The 17,665-nt window shown below is 51.5% G+C and carries 23 protein-coding genes, 1 tRNA gene, 1 pseudogene and 1 riboswitch; of the genes and pseudogenes, 6 read left to right on the top strand and 19 right to left on the bottom strand.

Features of this window, described 5'->3' with window-relative positions; genetic code table 11:
- Positions 1-137: 137 nt before the first annotated feature.
- Together GC56T3_RS13905 and GC56T3_RS13910 are read right to left on the bottom strand one after the other, a co-directional pair.
- Positions 138-683 carry an AAA family ATPase gene (locus GC56T3_RS13905; protein ID WP_013146031.1) on the bottom strand — a complete coding sequence of 182 codons (546 nt, stop codon included), beginning with the start codon at positions 681-683 and terminating at the stop codon, positions 138-140.
- A gap of 872 nt (positions 684-1,555) precedes the next feature.
- On the bottom strand, positions 1,556-2,836 hold the full coding sequence (locus tag GC56T3_RS13910; protein ID WP_041468208.1) for an IS110 family transposase: 1,281 nt from the start codon (positions 2,834-2,836) through the stop codon (positions 1,556-1,558).
- A 234-nt stretch (positions 2,837-3,070) separates the two neighbouring features.
- On the opposite strand from GC56T3_RS13910, the pseudogene GC56T3_RS13915 reads away from it, so the two are divergent.
- Positions 3,071-3,947 (top strand): annotated as a pseudogene (locus tag GC56T3_RS13915) (IS982 family transposase).
- Between the two features lie 111 nt (positions 3,948-4,058).
- On the opposite strand, the gene GC56T3_RS13920 reads toward GC56T3_RS13915, so the two are convergent.
- Positions 4,059-4,130 (bottom strand) — tRNA-Val (locus tag GC56T3_RS13920).
- 377 nt (positions 4,131-4,507) lie between these two features.
- Here GC56T3_RS13920 and GC56T3_RS13925 point away from each other — a divergent pair.
- The gene (locus GC56T3_RS13925; protein WP_013146032.1) at positions 4,508-6,007 is read left to right on the top strand and encodes an HD-GYP domain-containing protein; all 1,500 of its coding nucleotides are present in this window, start codon (positions 4,508-4,510) and stop codon (positions 6,005-6,007) included.
- A gap of 38 nt (positions 6,008-6,045) precedes the next feature.
- Here the strand turns inward: GC56T3_RS13925 and metC are convergent, their stop codons facing one another.
- A complete protein-coding gene (gene metC, locus GC56T3_RS13930) occupies positions 6,046-7,224 on the bottom strand; it encodes a cystathionine beta-lyase (protein ID WP_013146033.1) in 1,179 nt (392 codons plus the stop codon).
- Positions 7,225-7,227: 3 nt separating this feature from the next.
- Positions 7,228-8,331, bottom strand: a complete 1,104-nt coding sequence (locus GC56T3_RS13935; protein ID WP_013146034.1) for a methionine biosynthesis PLP-dependent protein — start codon at positions 8,329-8,331, stop codon at positions 7,228-7,230.
- 201 nt (positions 8,332-8,532) lie between these two features.
- Positions 8,533-8,643: riboswitch (SAM riboswitch) on the bottom strand.
- Positions 8,644-8,830: 187 nt separating this feature from the next.
- Here GC56T3_RS13935 and GC56T3_RS13940 point away from each other — a divergent pair.
- The 3 genes from GC56T3_RS13940 to GC56T3_RS13950 all read left to right on the top strand — a co-directional run bounded on the left by GC56T3_RS13940 (position 8,831) and on the right by GC56T3_RS13950 (position 10,616).
- Positions 8,831-9,559: an esterase family protein gene (locus GC56T3_RS13940; protein ID WP_013146035.1), complete on the top strand. Its 729-nt coding sequence runs from the start codon at positions 8,831-8,833 to the stop codon at positions 9,557-9,559.
- A gap of 99 nt (positions 9,560-9,658) precedes the next feature.
- The gene (locus GC56T3_RS13945; protein WP_011230365.1) at positions 9,659-10,180 is read left to right on the top strand and encodes a YjcG family protein; all 522 of its coding nucleotides are present in this window, start codon (positions 9,659-9,661) and stop codon (positions 10,178-10,180) included.
- A gap of 1 nt (position 10,181) precedes the next feature.
- On the top strand, positions 10,182-10,616 hold the full coding sequence (locus GC56T3_RS13950) for a GNAT family N-acetyltransferase (protein ID WP_013146036.1): 435 nt from the start codon (positions 10,182-10,184) through the stop codon (positions 10,614-10,616).
- Positions 10,617-11,001: 385 nt separating this feature from the next.
- On the opposite strand, the gene GC56T3_RS13955 is transcribed toward GC56T3_RS13950, so the two are convergent.
- The 3 genes from GC56T3_RS13955 to GC56T3_RS13960 all read right to left on the bottom strand — a co-directional run bounded on the left by GC56T3_RS13955 (position 11,002) and on the right by GC56T3_RS13960 (position 11,827).
- On the bottom strand, positions 11,002-11,259 hold the full coding sequence (locus GC56T3_RS13955) for a stage VI sporulation protein F (RefSeq protein ID WP_013146037.1): 258 nt from the start codon (positions 11,257-11,259) through the stop codon (positions 11,002-11,004).
- A 126-nt stretch (positions 11,260-11,385) separates the two neighbouring features.
- Complete coding sequence (locus tag GC56T3_RS18865; RefSeq protein ID WP_013146038.1) at positions 11,386-11,514, bottom strand: YjcZ family sporulation protein; 129 nt, start codon at positions 11,512-11,514, stop codon at positions 11,386-11,388.
- Between the two features lie 76 nt (positions 11,515-11,590).
- Complete coding sequence (locus tag GC56T3_RS13960; protein ID WP_011230361.1) at positions 11,591-11,827, bottom strand: hypothetical protein; 237 nt, start codon at positions 11,825-11,827, stop codon at positions 11,591-11,593.
- 129 nt (positions 11,828-11,956) lie between these two features.
- Between GC56T3_RS13960 and GC56T3_RS13965 the strand changes: the two genes are divergently transcribed.
- Complete coding sequence (locus GC56T3_RS13965) at positions 11,957-12,277, top strand: thioredoxin family protein (RefSeq protein ID WP_013146039.1); 321 nt, start codon at positions 11,957-11,959, stop codon at positions 12,275-12,277.
- A 139-nt stretch (positions 12,278-12,416) separates the two neighbouring features.
- Here the strand turns inward: GC56T3_RS13965 and GC56T3_RS19730 are convergent, their stop codons facing one another.
- The 11 genes from GC56T3_RS19730 to GC56T3_RS14015 form a co-directional block, all read right to left on the bottom strand.
- On the bottom strand, positions 12,417-12,587 hold the full coding sequence (locus GC56T3_RS19730; protein WP_013146040.1) for a hypothetical protein: 171 nt from the start codon (positions 12,585-12,587) through the stop codon (positions 12,417-12,419).
- Between the two features lie 20 nt (positions 12,588-12,607).
- The gene (locus GC56T3_RS13970) at positions 12,608-13,468 is read right to left on the bottom strand and encodes a DUF421 domain-containing protein (protein WP_013146041.1); all 861 of its coding nucleotides are present in this window, start codon (positions 13,466-13,468) and stop codon (positions 12,608-12,610) included.
- Positions 13,469-13,480: 12 nt separating this feature from the next.
- Positions 13,481-13,687 carry a DUF1657 domain-containing protein gene (locus GC56T3_RS13975; RefSeq protein WP_011230357.1) on the bottom strand — a complete coding sequence of 69 codons (207 nt, stop codon included), beginning with the start codon at positions 13,685-13,687 and terminating at the stop codon, positions 13,481-13,483.
- A gap of 12 nt (positions 13,688-13,699) precedes the next feature.
- On the bottom strand, positions 13,700-14,056 hold the full coding sequence (gene spoVAE / locus GC56T3_RS13980; RefSeq protein WP_013146042.1) for a stage V sporulation protein AE: 357 nt from the start codon (positions 14,054-14,056) through the stop codon (positions 13,700-13,702).
- 1 nt (position 14,057) lies between these two features.
- On the bottom strand, positions 14,058-15,071 hold the full coding sequence (gene spoVAD, locus GC56T3_RS13985; RefSeq protein ID WP_013146043.1) for a stage V sporulation protein AD: 1,014 nt from the start codon (positions 15,069-15,071) through the stop codon (positions 14,058-14,060).
- Entirely contained in the window at positions 15,071-15,550 is a 480-nt protein-coding gene (gene spoVAC / locus GC56T3_RS13990; RefSeq protein ID WP_013146044.1) for a stage V sporulation protein AC, read from the bottom strand. The genes spoVAD and spoVAC overlap by 1 nt, the downstream gene beginning before the upstream one ends.
- Positions 15,551-15,561: 11 nt before the next feature.
- On the bottom strand, positions 15,562-16,038 hold the full coding sequence (locus GC56T3_RS13995) for a YhcN/YlaJ family sporulation lipoprotein (RefSeq protein ID WP_013146045.1): 477 nt from the start codon (positions 16,036-16,038) through the stop codon (positions 15,562-15,564).
- Positions 16,039-16,135: 97 nt separating this feature from the next.
- On the bottom strand, positions 16,136-16,342 hold the full coding sequence (locus GC56T3_RS14000; protein WP_011230352.1) for a DUF1657 domain-containing protein: 207 nt from the start codon (positions 16,340-16,342) through the stop codon (positions 16,136-16,138).
- 158 nt (positions 16,343-16,500) lie between these two features.
- On the bottom strand, positions 16,501-16,704 hold the full coding sequence (locus GC56T3_RS14005) for a hypothetical protein (protein ID WP_013146046.1): 204 nt from the start codon (positions 16,702-16,704) through the stop codon (positions 16,501-16,503).
- A 27-nt stretch (positions 16,705-16,731) separates the two neighbouring features.
- Positions 16,732-16,962, bottom strand: coding sequence for a hypothetical protein (locus GC56T3_RS14010; protein WP_011230350.1), 231 nt, complete (start codon positions 16,960-16,962; stop codon positions 16,732-16,734).
- Positions 16,963-17,319: 357 nt separating this feature from the next.
- On the bottom strand, positions 17,320-17,655 hold the full coding sequence (locus GC56T3_RS14015) for a spore coat protein (protein WP_013146047.1): 336 nt from the start codon (positions 17,653-17,655) through the stop codon (positions 17,320-17,322).
- Between the last annotated feature and the right edge of the window lie 10 nt (positions 17,656-17,665).

The raw sequence follows: 17,665 nt of genomic DNA on the forward strand, positions 1-17,665 counted from the left end.
TATCATATCATGAAAAAAAGCCCGCTGAAAACGGGCTGTTTGTGTTCACCGGCAGAGCAATAAAATTCGCAGTGTCATTGCTGATGTGAGAATCAACTTGCGATGGCAAAGAAAGAGCAACGCCAATGAAACATCTTTTAACCAATTCGAAATCTTTGATTGCTCATGATTTCATCAATCATCTCATCTATGTCATCCTTACGTTTCCCACTAGTATCCAAAAGATGCTTTCGATCGAATCCTGATGCATGGAACTCATTCAGCAAAATGAGGCAGCGTTCCCCCATTTGTTGCTCGGGAGGCCTCATCTCATCCCTTTGACTTAACGTTTTCCCATCTGCCCACAAAACAACATACATAACCGTTACGTTTAAATCCTTTACATTTTCATACAACCATATCGCTTCTTGGGGAAAGGCAATATAATCCACTACCACATCATTGCCGTATTTTACAAAATTTCTTACAAGACTTAGAATATTATCCCAAATTAATGAAAGCTCTTCTTTGCTTTCCCACGGTTTTTTCCGTCCATTGATATGCATATGGCTGATGTCATCGCCGGAAATATACGCACTACGCTCCAACTTGTTCGCCAATTCTGTTGAGATTGTTGATTTGCCAACCCCAGCGGGGCCTGATATGACATAGACTGCGCTTGTTTGATGATTTTTCATACGCATCCCTTTTTACCTGCTCAATATAGTTTTATTACCCGTGGCAATAAAAACGACAACATAAACAAAAAATCCCTTGGAGCCTTCCAGCTCAAGGGATTTCGCTCGATGATTCCGACTGGGCTCGAACCAGCGACCTCCACTCTGTCAAAATAGAAAGGGGGAAAACAAGTGAGTTAAATGCATAAAATGAGTTAAATCGCATTAAAATGCGTCTTGTGTCAAGGCCGATTACTTTTCCCCAAAATCGCCAGTTTAAAATTCCCCGGAAGGCCCTCATTGATCATTCTGATTTCTTATTGGAACTTTTTTCAAAATCAATGATTTTCCGGATCTTCACCACAAAGTGTGCTTGACAAAGAAAGAAGATGATGATAGTGGAAACCAAAATTGCACTTCTCCCTTTTTATTCCACATCCTTCTTAGGGCAACATTGCTATTATGTTTGCCTTTAAAAGTCAAGTACATCTTTTGGTGATGAACCGATTTTCCTCCCTCTAGAAATGTTGATTTATCAAGGCTTTTCGGCCCCTCAGGGGTGTCCAAAAAATATTTTTCGACAAAATCCCTTACATCCTTTTTCAGTTTTGTGGATATCTTACAGACCTAGGGTGCGCTTCGCGGCCACGGCTGGGGATATTTTCCTTCCGTGGGGAGAAGCGTATTCGATGCACCCTTTGGATCTCCGCGTCGCTGATGAGGACGAACCCTCCCATGTCTCCGGGCGTCTTCGCGCCAACATTCCCTCGTTCGGTCTCGTCATCAGGCGGAGGCCGGCCAAGCTCCTTTGGGGACTCAAGGTCGAATGGATAAAATCACGCCAGCTTCTCCGGTGTCATCCTGTTGTCCAACGATTCTTCCGTTCGCAGGGGGAGGCCTTAGGCCGCCCGTTGCACCTGGGACAAGACGTCCTGTTTCATTCGCTCCGCGTCAAAGGCTTGTTTCTTCGTACAAATCGCAAACAGCACATTCAACAGCTTCCGGCATAATGCGACGATGGACTGCTTTCCGGTCAGCGGATTGACGGGGCGGGTCGTGTAATACTCATGCAGCTCGCGAAACGCCTCGTTGTGCCGGATCAGCGGAATCATCGCCCGAAACAGCACCGATCGCAGCCGTTTCCGTCCCCGTTTGGAGATGTGCTTTTGCCCTTTGCGCTGGCCGGAGGAGTTCTCTTTGAGCGTCAGGCCCGCCAACTTCACCAATTGACGCGGGTCCCGATAGTGGGCGAAGCTGCCGATCTCCGCCAGCAGATCGATGATCGTGGCGTCTCCCAACCCGTCGACCGTTTTCAGCCATTGATACTCCATCGTCGTTTGAACCAACGCCTTCAACTCGGCGTCCAACGCGGCGATCTCAGCCTCCAATTGGCGGTATCGGCGGACGAGCGCGGCGATTTCAAACCGGGCCATCGTCGTCCCTTCCGTCACCCCAATCGAGTCCTTCGCGGCGTCGATCAACGCCTGAATTTTGGCCTTCTGCGGGCATTTCAGCCCTTCGCTTTGCCGGTACACCTCGATGAGCTCCTCGGCGGATCGGCTGGCCATATCGGCCGGAAGCGGCGTCCACTCCAGCACCGAAAGCGCCGTTTTCCCCAGGTCGCGAAACACCGTCCAAAACTCCGGAAAATACCGGTCGGTCCAGCGGACGATCGCGTTTTTCACCGCCGTCTGTTCCTTGCGGAGCTTCTCTTTGAGCGTGCTCCCGACGCGCAAATCGGCTTCGATCTCGTGCAGCAGCCGGGGGACGAGGAATCGTCCGTCTTTCGCCAGTCTGGCGATGACCAGGGCGTCTTTGGCGTCATGTTTCGTCGGCAGGTTGTCATCGAGTTCTTTCGACCGGCACACATGCGCCGGGTTGACCATGACCAACGGGATCCCGTGCTCCTCGAGGAAGTAGGCCAGGTTCAACCAGTAGTGCCCGGTCGGCTCCACCGCGACGATCACCTGCGGCTTTCCGAACGCTTGCATCGCCTCCTGAATCGCTTCATACAGCTGGCGAAAGCCCTCTTTCGACTGGAAGATCGGGAACGATTTGCGAAGCACACGCCCCCGGTCATCCACGAAGCAGGCGTAGTGGGTTCGTTTCGCGATATCGATGCCCACGACAAGCGTTTGTTCGGTGACTTGATCAATTTTATAGTTTTGTGTACAATTCATCTGAAGTCCTCCTTGGTATGGTGAGTGATGTGTTTGACACCCCTGCATCATACCAAGAGGGCTTTTTTTGATCAAGTCCCCGGAAAAGCTCCTAACGGGAATGCTCCTTTAGGTTGAAAATAATAAAATACCCGTGGTGCTAGATAAAACTCAGACAAGCATAAAAATAGCCCTTGCTGGCGGATCTCCAGTAGAATGAAAGTGTCACCCAACATTCGAAAGGAGAGATCCCCCATGCAAGAGCACTTTCATTTTCCTACAGATCGAGCCAAACTTCAAAAACAATATGCCGCTATTTTCTGTTTTGTTTCTGCCCAACTGTCGTTGATTCAAATGTATCTTCATCGCCGCAACCGTCACTTGGTCAAGCAAGAAGACGAAGTGGTCATGGCGGTTCACCTTTTGGGGAAGCTGCTGGGCTTTTCTTCCGAACGAGCCTGGCATCTCTTTGTCACGGGAAATTTGTTCACAAACGGCTCGTTTCTTGAACGCTCCCGATACAACCGCCGCTGCCGAGCGCTTGGCTTCGCGGTCAAATGGATTCGTCATGAACTAGCCAAACGTGGCCAACACCATGCTAGACATTGTCGACAGTTTGCCTCTTCCGTTGTGCCATCCCGCGAGAATGCAGCGCGTCAAGCGATTTCGAGGGATCGCGGATATGGGGTATTGTGCTTCCAAAAAGCAATGGTACTACGGTTTCAAGCTGCATCTTCAAGTGACCAATCAAGGGCTGGCCATGGGCTATGTCGTGACGGAAGCGTCCTGCCACGACGTCAAAGCGGCTGAAACGGTGATGACTCAAATCCCTCATCCCTACAACTTTGGAGACAAAGGGTACATCAGCCGCGCTCTTCGAGAAAAGCTGTATGAAGAACACCAAGCCGCGTTCTGGACACCGTCTCGACACAATCAAAAGCACGGCCCATCGAAGACATGGGAAGAATGGATCAGGAAAAAACGCAAAGTCATCGAGACGGTGTTTTCGATTCTCGTAGACCAATACCGGATCACCGACATTCGAGCGAATTCCATTGCCGGGTTTGAAGTGGCACTCGATGGCATCTTGGTGGCTTATTCCTTGGTCACACTAGGGCTGGTTGAGCGCTGACGCTCAACTAGCACCACGGGTTATACTAATTCACTTATTCAATCCTTTACATTCCATCATCGTTTATATCATACAATAGCACCTCGAACTCAAGTTCGAGGTGCTTGATAATGACCTGTGAGGGATTTGAACCCCCGACCCCTTCCCTGTCAAGGAAGTGCTCTCCCACTGAGCTAACAGGTCGTATCGCTATCGAACACATCTTTCATTATATAGACGAGCATACAGGTTGTCAACAACTTTTTTTAAAAATCGTTGTTCATGATGAAAAAAGAGAATCCTTCTTCAAATATCATGCATTCGAACGATTGAAGCAAGAGTGGAACACGGGGACGGGGAATCTTCGCCTTGAGCTGCTGTTTCGTGCAAGCTCGTTTCAAACGGCTGTCTGGCAACGAAGTCGAATATAGCAATTGACGCCTAGGCAGACGAGTAGCCAATACGGAAGAAAACACCTAACAACTTAGTCATCGTATTTTTTCTACATTCTGATTGTTCTATCAAGCGAGAATTAGTATATTAGAAATAAGCCCATAGTCTTAGAAGAAAGGCGGAAAAACATGTATCGTTCATTCGTGCACCAGTTGTTGCGTCATTATGTTACCGGCTCAGCGATTGCGGTGATGGGCGTCGGCTCGACGTTAATGTTGACGACGCTCGCCATCTCATGGGAAGAAGCGAAATGGCTGATTGGCATTTTGTTGTTCTCAGCCATGGTCATGGGAGCGGCCGAGTGGATCGTTTTTCGCCGTGACTTGGCGCCGATTCGCCGTTTTTTTGCCGTCAAAGAGCCGGACGAGAGGTTGGCCGCAAAGGCCCTGGAACAAACGCGCCGCTTGCCGTTATTGGCGGTTCGCCGCATTTTAGGCCCGCATCTGTTTGGATTGTCAATTCCCGGCATGGGGCTGACGGCTTTATGCATCCACTACCGTGTCCTATCTCTTCCCTATCGATACATTTTGTACGCCTTTATCGGCGCCATTTTGATTGCGTCGCTCCATGCGTTGATTGAATTTTTCTTGACAACGAAGGCGTGCCGGCCGCTGATGGCGCATTTGCTTACGAAGGCTGGCAAGATCGATGAAAGGCATCCGCCGCTTCCCGTGTCACTCAAAACAAAATTGCAGCTGACGGTCTTGTTCAGCAGCACGTTTCCTGTTTTATTGTTCAGCTTAGCGACGGAAATCAAATGGTCGCTCGCCGGACCGAGTGCATCCCACTGGTCATACTGGCCGTGGGCAGCCGTGATTTTGCTGTTTTCGATCGCATTTTCCGTTTTCTTGACTCGCCTGTTGGTTGACGAAATCAACGAGCCGGTCAGCGTACTGTTAACTCATATGAAACGGGCGGAAAACGAAATATATGAGCTGATCGCTCACAATGTCTATACGGACGAATTTGCGTATTTGCTTCGCGGATTCAATCATATGATCGATGCTGTGCATCGGCGTGATCGAACGAACAAAGAACTGCTCAACAGTTTCATCACCGTCTTGACAGCGGCGCTTGACGCTCGCGATCCTTATACAGCGGGACACTCGCTGCGCGTGGCCCGTTACGCGCTCGCGATTGGGGAAAAGCTTTCCCTTCCGGATGAACAGCTGGATGCCTTGTATCGCTCCGCTCTGCTGCATGACATTGGAAAGATCGGCATTCCAGACGCCATTTTGCTGAAAGACGGAAAATTAAGCGATGACGAATTTGCCTGGATCAAAAAGCACCCTGCCCTTGGGGAGGCCATTTTGCGAGAAGTCAGGCCGATCGAACCGATCGAACCGCTTTTGCCCGGCATTCGCTCCCATCACGAACGCATCGATGGCAAGGGATATCCGGATGGCTTAGCAGGCGACGACATTCCGTTGTTTGGCAAAATCATCGCCGTGGCCGATGCATTTGACGCCATGACTTCGGATCGTCCGTACCGAAAAGGCATGGATATTCGCCAAGCGGCGGACATCTTGAGAAAAGGAAAGGGAACGCAGTGGGACAGCGAACTCGTCGACCTTTTTTTGAAACACTTACAAGAGGAGAAGCTGTTGTCAACCTCAGCGGCATCTTGAACCGCCCGCCGAGCTTGGAAGGCTTGGCGGGCTGATTGCTATGTCGTTGAAACCGACGGCCGCTCTTTCACGAACGACAGCGCCTGCTCGAAATCGCGGATCAAATCGTTCACATCCTCAAGCCCGACGCTCAGCCGCAGCAAGCCGTCGGTAATGCCGCGGCGGAGCCGCTCTTCTTTTGGCATGGCCGCATGCGACATTTTCGCCGGGTGCGATAAAATCGACTCGACCGCCCCAAGGCTGACAGCAAACACCGGCAGGCGGACGTTTCGGACGAACGTCCGAGCCGCTTCTTCATCGGCTAAGCGGAACGACAGCACAGCGCCAAACCCGGCCGCCTGATGGCGCTGGATGTCATGGCCTGGGTGGTGCGAAAGCCCCGGATAATACACTTTTTCGACCTTTGAATGACAAGCCAAATACTTGGCGATGGCGGCCGCTGATTCAGACGACTGCTTCAGCCGAACGTGGAGCGTTTTTAATCCCCGCAGCACAAGCCACGCATCTTGGACGCCAAGGACGGCGCCAAACGCGTTTTGCAGTTTGTACAATTCTTTTCCCAATTCTTCATCTTTCACCACCGCCAATCCTGCGACGACGTCGCTATGGCCGGCTAAAAATTTCGTGGCGCTGTGAAGGACGACATCGACTCCAAGATCAAGCGGCCGCTGCAGCGCCGGCGTCATGAACGTATTATCCAAGAATGTCAAACAGCCATGCGCCTTCGCCAACTTGACGACGCCTTGAATATCGGTCACTTTTAACAATGGATTGGACGGCGTTTCCATATAAATGACTTTCGTGTTCGGCCGGATGTTTTCCGCCACTGCGTTTAAATCGGTCATATCGACAAACGTATATTCAATGCCAAAGCGGCCGAGCACCTCCGTAACCATCCGGTACGTGCCGCCATAGACGTCTTCGGTCACAAGCACGTGGTCGCCTTTTGAGAGAAGCAAAAACGCCGTTGAAATAGCCGCCATACCAGAGGCGAACGCAAACCCGCGCGTTCCGCCTTCTAACGCCGCGATCGTTTCCTCAAGCGCCTCGCGCGTCGGGTTGCTGGAGCGGCTGTAGTCGTATTTGCCGAATGAATCGAAATCGAACTGATGGAACGTGGAGGCGTGCTGGATCGGCACGCTCACCGCCCCCGTTTCGCGGTCGACTTTCCATTCGTTATGGAGCAGTTTCGTCGAAAACGCCCATTCCTGTTCCATCGCTTACACCTCTTTCATGTTTTTCAATGCCTGCGCCAAATCGGCGATCAAATCGTCAGCGTGCTCAATGCCGACCGAGAAACGGAGCAGCCGGTTGCAAATACCGTTTTGGATGCGGATTTCCTCAGGAATGTCCGCATGCGTCTGCGTCGCCGGGTACGTAATAAAGCTTTCGACTCCGCCCAGGCTTTCCGCGAACGTAATGAGGCGCAAGCTTTTTAAAAACCCGTTCACCCACTTTTCATCGGCAATCCGGAACGACAGCATCCCGCCTCTCCCCGGATACAACACATCGGTGACATCTTCATGTTCGCGCAAAAAGCCGCTGATGCGCCTGGCGTTTTCTTCATGCTGGCGCATCCGCAGCGCCAGCGTTTTCATCCCGCGAATCAACAGCCACGAATCAAACGGCGACAAAACCGCGCCGATGGCGTTCTGATACTCGGCCAGGCGCTGACAGAGCTCCTCGCCCTTGGCGACGACAAGGCCAGCCAACACGTCGTTATGGCCGCCTAAATATTTCGTGGCGCTGTGGATGACAATATCGGCGCCTTGTTCGATCGGGCGTTGAAGCACCGGTGTATAAAACGTGTTGTCAACGATCAACAAAAGCCCATGCCGCTTGGCGAACTCGGAGACAGCGCGGATATCGGTCTCATGCATAAGCGGGTTCGTCGGTGTTTCCAGGAAAATCGCTTTCGTTTTTTCGGTGATACACGCTTCCACCTCAGCGAGATCAGTAAAATCGACATAATGGAATCCAAGACCGTACTTGCGCCAGCCGCGCTCAAACAGGCGGTACGTGCCGCCGTAAAGGTCGGCCGATACGAGAAACTCGTCTCCGCTCTCAAACAAGGCGAGCACCGTCTGAATGGCGGCCATGCCGGAGCTGAACGCATAGCCTTGGTCGCCGCCTTCCAGTCTCGCGATCGCTTCTTCGACGATTTTGCGCGTCGGGTTGCCGGTGCGGATGTAGTCAAACCCGGTCGACTCTCCGATGCCGGCATGGCGGTAGGCGGTGGAAAAATAAACCGGCGGGTTGACCGTCCCCGTCACTGTTTCGCTCCGGTTGCCAATTTGCGCTAACAACGTCTCCAGTTTCTCCATCTCATCTCTCTCCTTCTGCTGAAAATTCCATCATGGATCAACGGCCGACTACTTGACGCCCAATGAAGCGCCGCTGTCTGTCGGGCAACGGCCGAGCGCCTTGGTCCTAGACCGCCTCGCGGTTGATGGGAGCGGCCGCTTGAGTAAATAAAAAAAGTCTTCTAAGAAGAAGACTTTTCCATACGCACATGGTCATGCTTCTTCTTATCTGCCGAATTGAATGCTCAATTCGCTGGATTTAGCACCTGGCCGCCGGGCGGCTGGTTGCTGAAGCTTCATTGGGCCAGTTCCCTCCGCTTCTCTTGATAAGAATGAGACGCGTATTCAATTTTTCTAATTTTAATAAAAAATGTAGCGCATTCCCCCCGTTTTTGCAAGCCATTTTTTTGTGAATGGCACGATTCGGCAAATTCGCAAAAAATTCGAGCCCTTCGTTAACATCTTTTGGCGCAAATATGTTACAATAACAGATGAACTTACGCTTTCATGGAGGATGGTCATGGCGACAGCAACAGGAACGATGCGCGACTGCAAGTTGTACAGCGGAGAGCTGCAAGAAGAAATCGAACTGCTCGTCTACTTGCCAAGCAATTTTTCGCCGCTTTACAAATATTCTTTATTAATCGCGCAAGATGGCAAAGATTATTTTATGTATGGAAAAATGAAAACCGTCATCGAAACGCTGATGGCAGAAGGAACAATCGACCGGACGATCGTCGTCGGCATCCCGTATCGGAACGTCAACGACCGCTACGAGAAATACCACCCGGAAGGCCGAAAGCACGAAGCATACCTTCGTTTTTTAGCCCATGAACTCGTCCCGTTTTTGGACCGCGAACTGCCGACATACCAAATGGGCAAAGGCCGGGCGCTGATCGGCGATTCGCTCGGCGGAACGGTGTCGCTTCTAGCCGGGTTGTTGTATCCGCATACATTTGGGAAAATCGCCATGCAGTCCCCCTATATCGATGACTCGGTATTGGCGCGCATCCGCTCATTCCGCGATCCATCGCTCCTTTCGCTTTACCATTCTGTTGGCACAGAGGAAACAGCGGTGAAAACGACGGATGGCCATGTGCGCGATTTTATCACCCCGAATCGAATGGCGCGGGACTTGTTTATGGAAAAACGGTTTGCTTATACGTACCATGAGTTCGAAGGCGGTCATGCGTGGACGTATTGGCAGCCGGATGTACCCCGGGCCGTAGCCGCTGTTTTATCGTTATAGGACAAAACGGAGCAACTTCAAAGATGTCGAAGCCGCCGCATTCAATTCCGTGCGTTTCCTGCGCGTGGAAAAAGAACTGGTTCAAGGAGGGAAAACAAAATGAAGTACGGCATTGTGATCTTTCCGCCAAAACGGATTCAGGACTTCGCCAACTCGTACCGGAAACGGTACGACAGCCATTACGCCCTCATCCCGCCGCATATTACGCTGAAATACCCATTTGAAGCGGATGAGGAGCAAATAAAAAAAATGGCGAAAGAGTTGCGCCGCATTGCGGCGGAAACACCTCCCATTCCGATCAAAGTGACCAAATTCAGCTCGTTTTACCCGACAAGCAACATCATTTATTTGAAGGTGGAACCAAACGACGTGCTCGAGCGCCTTCATGAACAACTGCACAGCGGCTTGTTCGCCGGAAAGCCGGAGTTTGTGTTCGTGCCTCACATTACGATCGGCCGCGATTTGCCGGGCGCAGAATATGCGGACGTCTACAGCCAGCTGAAGCTGCAAGATGTGCACTTCGAGGAGACCGTCGACCGCTTCCATCTTCTCTATCAGCTGGAAAACGGCTCGTGGACCGTCTATGAAACGTTTATCGTCGGAGGAAAGGAAACGGTCTGAGATGAACATTGCGATTGGCACAACGCAAGATCGCGCTTTGTACGAAGACGCCTTGCGCGTCCGCCGGCTCGTATTCATTGAGGAGCAAAACGTGCCGGAAGACGAGGAAATCGACGCATTCGAGGACGACTCGTTCCACCTCGTCCTGTATGATGGCCAAACACCGGTCGGTGCTGGGCGGCTCCGTTTCATTGACGAAGGCGTCGGCAAAATCGAGCGCATTTGCGTCCTGCCGTCCTACCGCGGCCGCGGCGCCGGACGGATGGTGATGGAAGCGATCGAACAGCTGGCGAAAACAAAAGGGGCGAAAACGGCGAAACTGAACGCCCAGACGCACGCGGAACCGTTTTACAAAAAGCTCGGCTACACGACCGTCTCCGGCGTCTTTATGGACGCCGGCATCCCACATGTGACAATGGTGAAATCGCTCGAATAACCAGCTGAGCGTTCCTCGCCTACATTGCATCAAGTGCTGGGGGATTTCTAGAAGGCCGGTGATTTAATGAAAAAGGCGGCTCATCCCAACTCTTTTTCAGTTAAAGAAGCCTTGTCAGATCTGTTCTCCTTTCTGATCAAATATCGCCGGTTTAAGCAAAAACTAGTTTTTCACCAGCCTTCTAGAAGGCCGTTGAAAAACAACAGATTCGCTCGATTTGTGAGAAATCGCAAGGAATGAAGTGATGACCTTGCAAGGTTTTTCAATTTGAGAAACACTGTTGGAGAGCAGTATTTCCCCTTAAATCACCGGCCTCCTAGACACCTTTTTTGCATGAGCAAAGAGGATAAAAAAGGGAGCTGTGCGCACGCAAGCTCCCTTTTGCTTACTTTTTGTTGTTCAACATATTGGCGATCGTGTTCAAATCAATTTGTTTGCCGTTATGGACGATCGCCTTGACGATTTGATCCTCAAGTTCTTTTGGCACTTTCCGGTTGGCAATTTGCGCCACCCGCTTCACCACTTGGCGCACCGTTTTTTCATCGCTGAAATTGGCGTTTTGCAGTGAGTTGGCGAGCTCAAAAACGTCTTTCATATTGACACCTGTTTTCTTTTCGATGTTTTTAAAAAATTGCTGATCCATCGTTCCGCCTCCTTCTCCCTGCTATATCGTATGATGCTCCCGCCTCCGCGTGCATCAAATTAGGGAAAGAAAAATACGAGCCGCTCCGTGGCGCCGAAACGGCCCGTATCCCATTCGCTTTTTCCGTTAGGCGACAAATGCCGCGCCGACAATAATCAACAAAATGAACAACACGACAATCAGCACAAAGCCACCGCCATAGCCACCGCCATAGCCGTAGCCGTAAGGATAACCATAACCGCAGAAGCCCATCATAATGTGCACCTCCTTCTCCGTTTACTGTATCGTATTCACCGGCTTAGCGGGGCGTATGGGCGCAAAGGCCATTTTGTCATCCAAATCGGCGGAACAGCTCGGCAAATTCCCGCTCCTTCTTCGCAAACCATTGCTCGATGTAGTCTAAGTTGCCTTGCACACTTTTTAAAAATCCATTGTTCAATTTTTCGATTTCTTGCAGCTGTTTGTTAAAGTCCTTTCCCCATTGTTCAAACAGGCGGATGAACGTTTCATGCCCTTCTTTGCGCGACGCAACCCAACCTTCGAGCGCCTTTTCCAGTTCTTTGCTCACACTTTCCCCCCCTTTCTTAACTGTTGTATGCAAAAACGACTGCCCGAGGTGAAGGCATCCCCGTTCTTTTTTTGCCTCGCCATATGATAAAGTAAAGATGAATGGCAACATGAAAGGGAGGGAACGAACGTGAAAAACATTGAAACGACTGAACAATTCCAAGCTGCCATTTCCGGCGGCAAACCGGCCATCGTCAAATTTTATGCGACTTGGTGTCCAGACTGCGTGCGCCTCAATATGTTCATCGATGACATCGTTCGCGACTATGGACAATATGATTGGTTTGAAATCGACCGTGACCAGTTTCCGGAACTTGGCGAGAAATACCAGGTACTTGGCATCCCGAGCCTGCTTGTCTTCCGCAACGGAAAAAAAATTGCTCATCTGCACAGCGCTGACGCCAAAACGCCGGAAGAGGTGCGCGCCTTTTTGCAGTCTCTGCCGGAGTAAGGCTGGGCGGCGCCCTTGCGTCGCCAGAGAAGAAGGGCAACAAAAAGAGGCTGTCCGAGAAGGAAGTTTTCCTTCCCGGACAGCCATGCGAATGAACAGACAGCTCCTTATGGATCGCCGATTGTGGAAACGGAAGCCGTCAATATTCGATTTCGTCGTAGTCTTTCGGCTGGCGCGTCAGCTGCGGGCTGTCAAACATCAATTCAATCGAAATTTCCTCATCGGTCGTCCGCATCCGCTCGGAGCGGTCGTTCGTTTTCAATTGGATTTGAATTTCCTCATCCGTCGTTTTTGTCCGTTTGTCTTCCATCGTCTTTTCCTCCTGTGTCATCAGTTTCGCAAGAGCGGTTCGACTTTTTGCACAAGCTCTGCCATTTTTGCGGCGTTTCGTTCATACAGCGCCTTCGCCTCTTCGGAATTTGTCTGCAGCGCATACAGCTCCAGATCAGCCTGCACTTTTTTCATCGCGGCCAAGAGCAGCTTTTTCTCTTGCGGCTCGGCAATTTGGATCTTATCATCGTACAAATCGATCGTCAGCTGTCCGTATGAATCGACTTGGGCGAGAAACACATTTTCAATCGCCGCTCCTTGTTTGTCAAGCTGTTCCTTCAGCCAGCCGCGGCCAAGCCCCATCGTAGCGAGCGGCTCATCCAAAATCATGCCGTCCATAATGACCGTTTGCGGCTCTTTTTCCCGCGGCGGGTTTGGGAACACATCCCCGACGGTGAGCGGCTGCTTTTCCCGCTTCAGCAACACGTTCAAGTCGCCGTTTGGCTCAAGCACCGCAAACTCGACGTCGGCGACGCGGAACACATCTTTTTTGCGCAGCTGTTCGAGCAGCTCGTCAACCGTATATTTCTCCCGTTTCAAGTTTTCCTCTAAAATTTTGCCGTTTTTAATAAAAACCGTGGAATTGCCCTCGACAAAATCGCGAAATTTCTTGTTGCGCAGCGAGAGACGAGCGACAGCCACTGGAAACAGCGACCAAATCAAAATGCTGGTGATGCCTTCTTGCAACGAAATTCCTAAATCGACCGACATCGTTCCAGCGATATCGCCGACGGTAATGCCGACGATGTATTCAAAAAACGACAATTTTGATAATTGCTTTTTGCCGAGAATGCGGGTGATCACAAACAACCCGATTAAAATGCAAATCGAACGAATGGCGGTTTCTAACCATATAGGCATCGATCATGCTCCTTACTTTCCGTGGTATTGCGGCTCTTCGAACTCGAGCCGGCCGATCCGGTCTTTGATGTCCGCGATGATCTCCTCTGTCGCAAGCATCGCTTCATGAAACGTCCGTTGCGCCGTTTCATCCTGGGAAGTGAGCGCCAGCTGTTGCAGCCCAGCGTGAATGCCTTTTAAGCTCGCCAACGTTTGTTTCACCTGCGAAGCAACGGTCATGGAAGATCCCTCCTATCCTTTCGGGCGGAACAAGAGCGCCCCGATAAACCCAAAGACGATCGCCGCGGAGATGCCGGCGCTCGTCACTTCAAACATGCCGGTCAATACGCCGATAATGCCGTGTTTTTCCGCCTCTTGCATCGCGCCGTGAACGAGCGCGTTTCCAAAGCTCGTAATCGGAATCGTCGCCCCGGCGCCGGCAAAATCAATGAGTGGCTCATACAAACCGAATCCATCCAAAATCGCCCCGACGACGACGAGAATCGTCAACGTATGCGCAGGTGTCAGTTTAAACACATCCATCAAAATTTGCCCGATCACGCAAATCAGCCCGCCGACGACAAACGCCCAAAAAAACATAGCCAACACGCTACGCCTCACCTCCATACTCGATTGCCACCGCGTGGGCGATGCATGGAATCGTCTCGTTTTGCTGGAACGATAGCGGCGACAATAGCGCTCCTGTCGCGACTGCCAAAATGCGCTTCAGCTCGCCGCGCCGCATCCGTTTGATGAGATGCCCGTAAACGACAACGGCGGAACAAGCCGCCCCACTTGCGCCGGACAAAACCGGCTGCCCATCGCGGTAAATGAGCAGCCCGCAATCTTGGTAGCACTCTTCATCGATGTCAATGCCGTGCTGACGCAGCAAGTCAAGGGAGACTTGGCGTCCGATTCGCCCTAGATCGCCGGTGACGATCAAATCGTAATACGATGCATCGATTTGCATGTCGCGCAAATGCGCCTCAATCGTATCGACCGCCGCCGGCGCCATCGCTCCACCCATGTTGAACGGGTCGGCAAGCCCCATATCCACAACGCGGCCGATCGTCGCCGCGGTCACGCGCGGCCCGTCCCCTTTCGGGCTGACGATCGCCACGCCAGCTCCCGTTACTGTCCACTGCGCCGTCGGCGGCTTTTGCCCGCCGTATTCCGTCGGGTAACGAAACTGTTTTTCGACGGCAGCATTGTGGCTTGAGGCTCCGGTTAATATATAATCTGCCCCGCCGTAGTTGGTAATAAAAGCGCTTAGCGCCAGCCCTTCCATCGAAGTGGAACAGGCGCCAAAAACACCGAGATACGGCATGCCGAGCGTTCGGGCAGCAAAGCTTGTCGGGGTCATTTGGTTGATCAAGTCGCCGGCGATGAGAAATTGCACTTTTTCTTTCTCTAGGCCGGCTTTTTCCATCGCCTGAAACGCTGCTTCTTCCATGAGCACGCGGTGCGCCTTCTCGTACGACTCCTCTCCGAGCCATAAATCTTCGTGAAGAAGATCAAAGTCTTCCGCGAGGCGGCCGTTCGCCTCAAACGGCCCGCCGACCGCCGCTGTTGTGATGATTGCCGGCTTGTTCGCAAACACCCATGTGCGGTGCCCTTTCAGCATTACAATCCCCCCCACTGGGTCGCAATCGTTTTGACAAGGGCGATAACAAAGGCGGCAAACGTACCGAACAAGATGACCGATCCGGCGAGCTTGAACATGTTCGAGCCGACGCCTAACACAAATCCTTCCGTCCGGTGCTCAATCGCCGCCGAGATGACGGCGTTGCCAAACCCTGTCACCGGCACGGCGCTTCCCGCCCCAGCGAATTGGGCGATCCGGTCATAAACGCCAAGCCCAGTTAAAATCATCGACAAAAAGACCATCGTCGCCACCGTCGGATTGCCTGCCGTTTGCTCGGTGAAATCAAAGAAGTACATATAGAAATAAGAGACTGCCTGCCCGATCGTGCAAATGATTCCGCCAACGAGAAACGCGCAAACACAGTTGCGAACGATAGGGCGCTTCGTTTCCCGCTCTTTTTCGAATAAATGATATTCCTGCTGAACCGGGGTCAGCTTTTTCCGTTTTTCATTCGCCATAATGACACCTCTTATGTTTGCTCTTTGCTTAGCTTTTCAATGCGCCTGATTTCCCGATTGACTTTTCGTTCATCCCAGCGTCGATTGTCCATGTTGGCTTTTAATTCCTTCGTCTTCCAAAAAATTTTCAAATCGCTCGAGGAAACAACATCATAGCCAGGAAACAGGTCGCGCAGTTTTTGGTCAATGTCTTTCTCAATTTGTTTTCGACTCCACCGCTTCATATGGGGAATTTGATAAGCAATGAGCAACCGATCCTCGCTGTTGACCGCCACCACGTCCCGAACATCGTCGCGCCCGCGCAAATAGCTGGCCGCCCGCTCGGCCGGACCTTGGTTCAGCTCCGCATGTTTCGCCGTCCCGGACGTTTGGGTTCTCAGCAGGTTTGCCCCTTGCAGCGATTGTTTTTGTTCCGTTTCTTCTTTGGCGCAGCCGCCGACCGCGATCATCGCAACGACGGCCGCCAACCACCATTTTTTCATCTTCATCAACCCATTCGTTTTTATGTATTTCCGCCAAGTCGGGAAAGGTTGGCGTGCTGTGCCAACCTTTCCGCCTGAACCATCCCATTCGCTTCAGCGAAGGTTATTGTTGTTTATATTGTGGCTCTTCGTTTTGAATTTCTTGCATGCGCGAGTTCACCAAATCAATGACCGCCTGCGTTTGTTGGGCAGCTTGTTGGTAAAGCTGTTTCGCGGCTTGGTTTTCGGTTTGCAAAGCAAACGTTTCGAAGCTCGCTTGAGCCGATTTTAACCCCGCCAATGTTTGTTTCACTTGTGTTGCAACCGTCATGATTCATGTCCTCCTTATATGGTGTAAGATTGGTGGTGACAATGTTTAGAATGGTTTTTCGCCGCCAAATTATAATTGTCATTTTCTGCAAAACGTTCTGCCGCCTTTCCAGCCTTTCCGGGCACGAAAAGGGCGCCTTCTGCAGGCGCCCATACGGTTTACGACTTGTTATCAACTTTATCGGAATAACCGCGGCCGAGCGACGGGTTGTTTAAAATACCGGCCATCACCAAAATGCTTAAGAAGGCATGGTACAGTTGTTCATATTTGCCAAGATCAATGTCGACGCCGAATGTCTCAAGCGCAATCACGACAAACGATCCGATTGCCAGCCAAAGCCCGTAATTTTTAAAACGCTCCACCGTTTGCGTCCCCCATTTGCTTTATGGCTAGATCCACGAGAACGGTCTCCGTTCTCCTTCGTTTCGATCATGGCCTCCTTCACCATGTTCTTCCTTATCCCGGTCCCGCACATCTTCAACGGCTTCCATTTCCGTATCATCGCGGTGCGGGAACAACCACGGATCGCGGATGCGGCCGCGCGGCATAATGACGATGTCATCGGCATGAATGATCAATTTATCGACATGAATCACTTTCGCTTTTTTCCGATCCGACATGCCCTTCCCCCCTTCCTTTCGCCTAGTTGCACTGTTAGACTATGCAAGGAGGCGAAGCGAAGTATAGGCATCTCTCACGGATTTCCGTTATTTCTTCTTGATGACGGCTGGCCGACCGCATCCGCATCCGCTCGGACGCCGCACAGGCTGCGTTGTCGAAGAAAGCACCCTTGTCACCGGTTTCGACGGAGTTGGCTTCTTCATTCCTCATCCCTCCATCCCGAAAAAGTGTAGCCCTCGCCGATCAACTATTTGCAAACTCTTCTCCAGTCAGAGCAATATAAAGCAAAGTTCAACGGCGAGAGGAAAAGCGAGCGGCTACTGCTATTGTATGGCTTGGCGAGCCAAGGGTGTCTCTCATTTTTCGTTTCGCTCCGGGTGTGGCATGATGGCATTTTCTTGCCTCAGTGTGCGGAAAAACCAGCTGTCCGGCCGTTCGTCCTCATCCGTCTTGCCCGTTTTTTCGCTCCATGGCGATTGCAGCAGCTGGCGGCGAAGCTCGTCATTTTCCTTCGCCAGCTGTTTGAGCTGCTCGTAGCGCTTGGCGCTTTGGTAAGCCAGTTCCTTTAACACAATGTTTTCGGCTTCCACCTCTTTCAGCCGGCGCTCCAGTTCAGCCATTCGCTCAGCGAGCCGCTGTTCACCCATCCCCCTTCTCTCTGCGTTCATCGCCCCGTGTTTGTCTTTCATCATTCGACATCTC

Origin of the sequence: Geobacillus sp. C56-T3 (genome assembly GCF_000092445.1) — a bacterium.
Lineage (GTDB): Bacteria > Bacillota > Bacilli > Bacillales > Anoxybacillaceae > Geobacillus > Geobacillus thermoleovorans.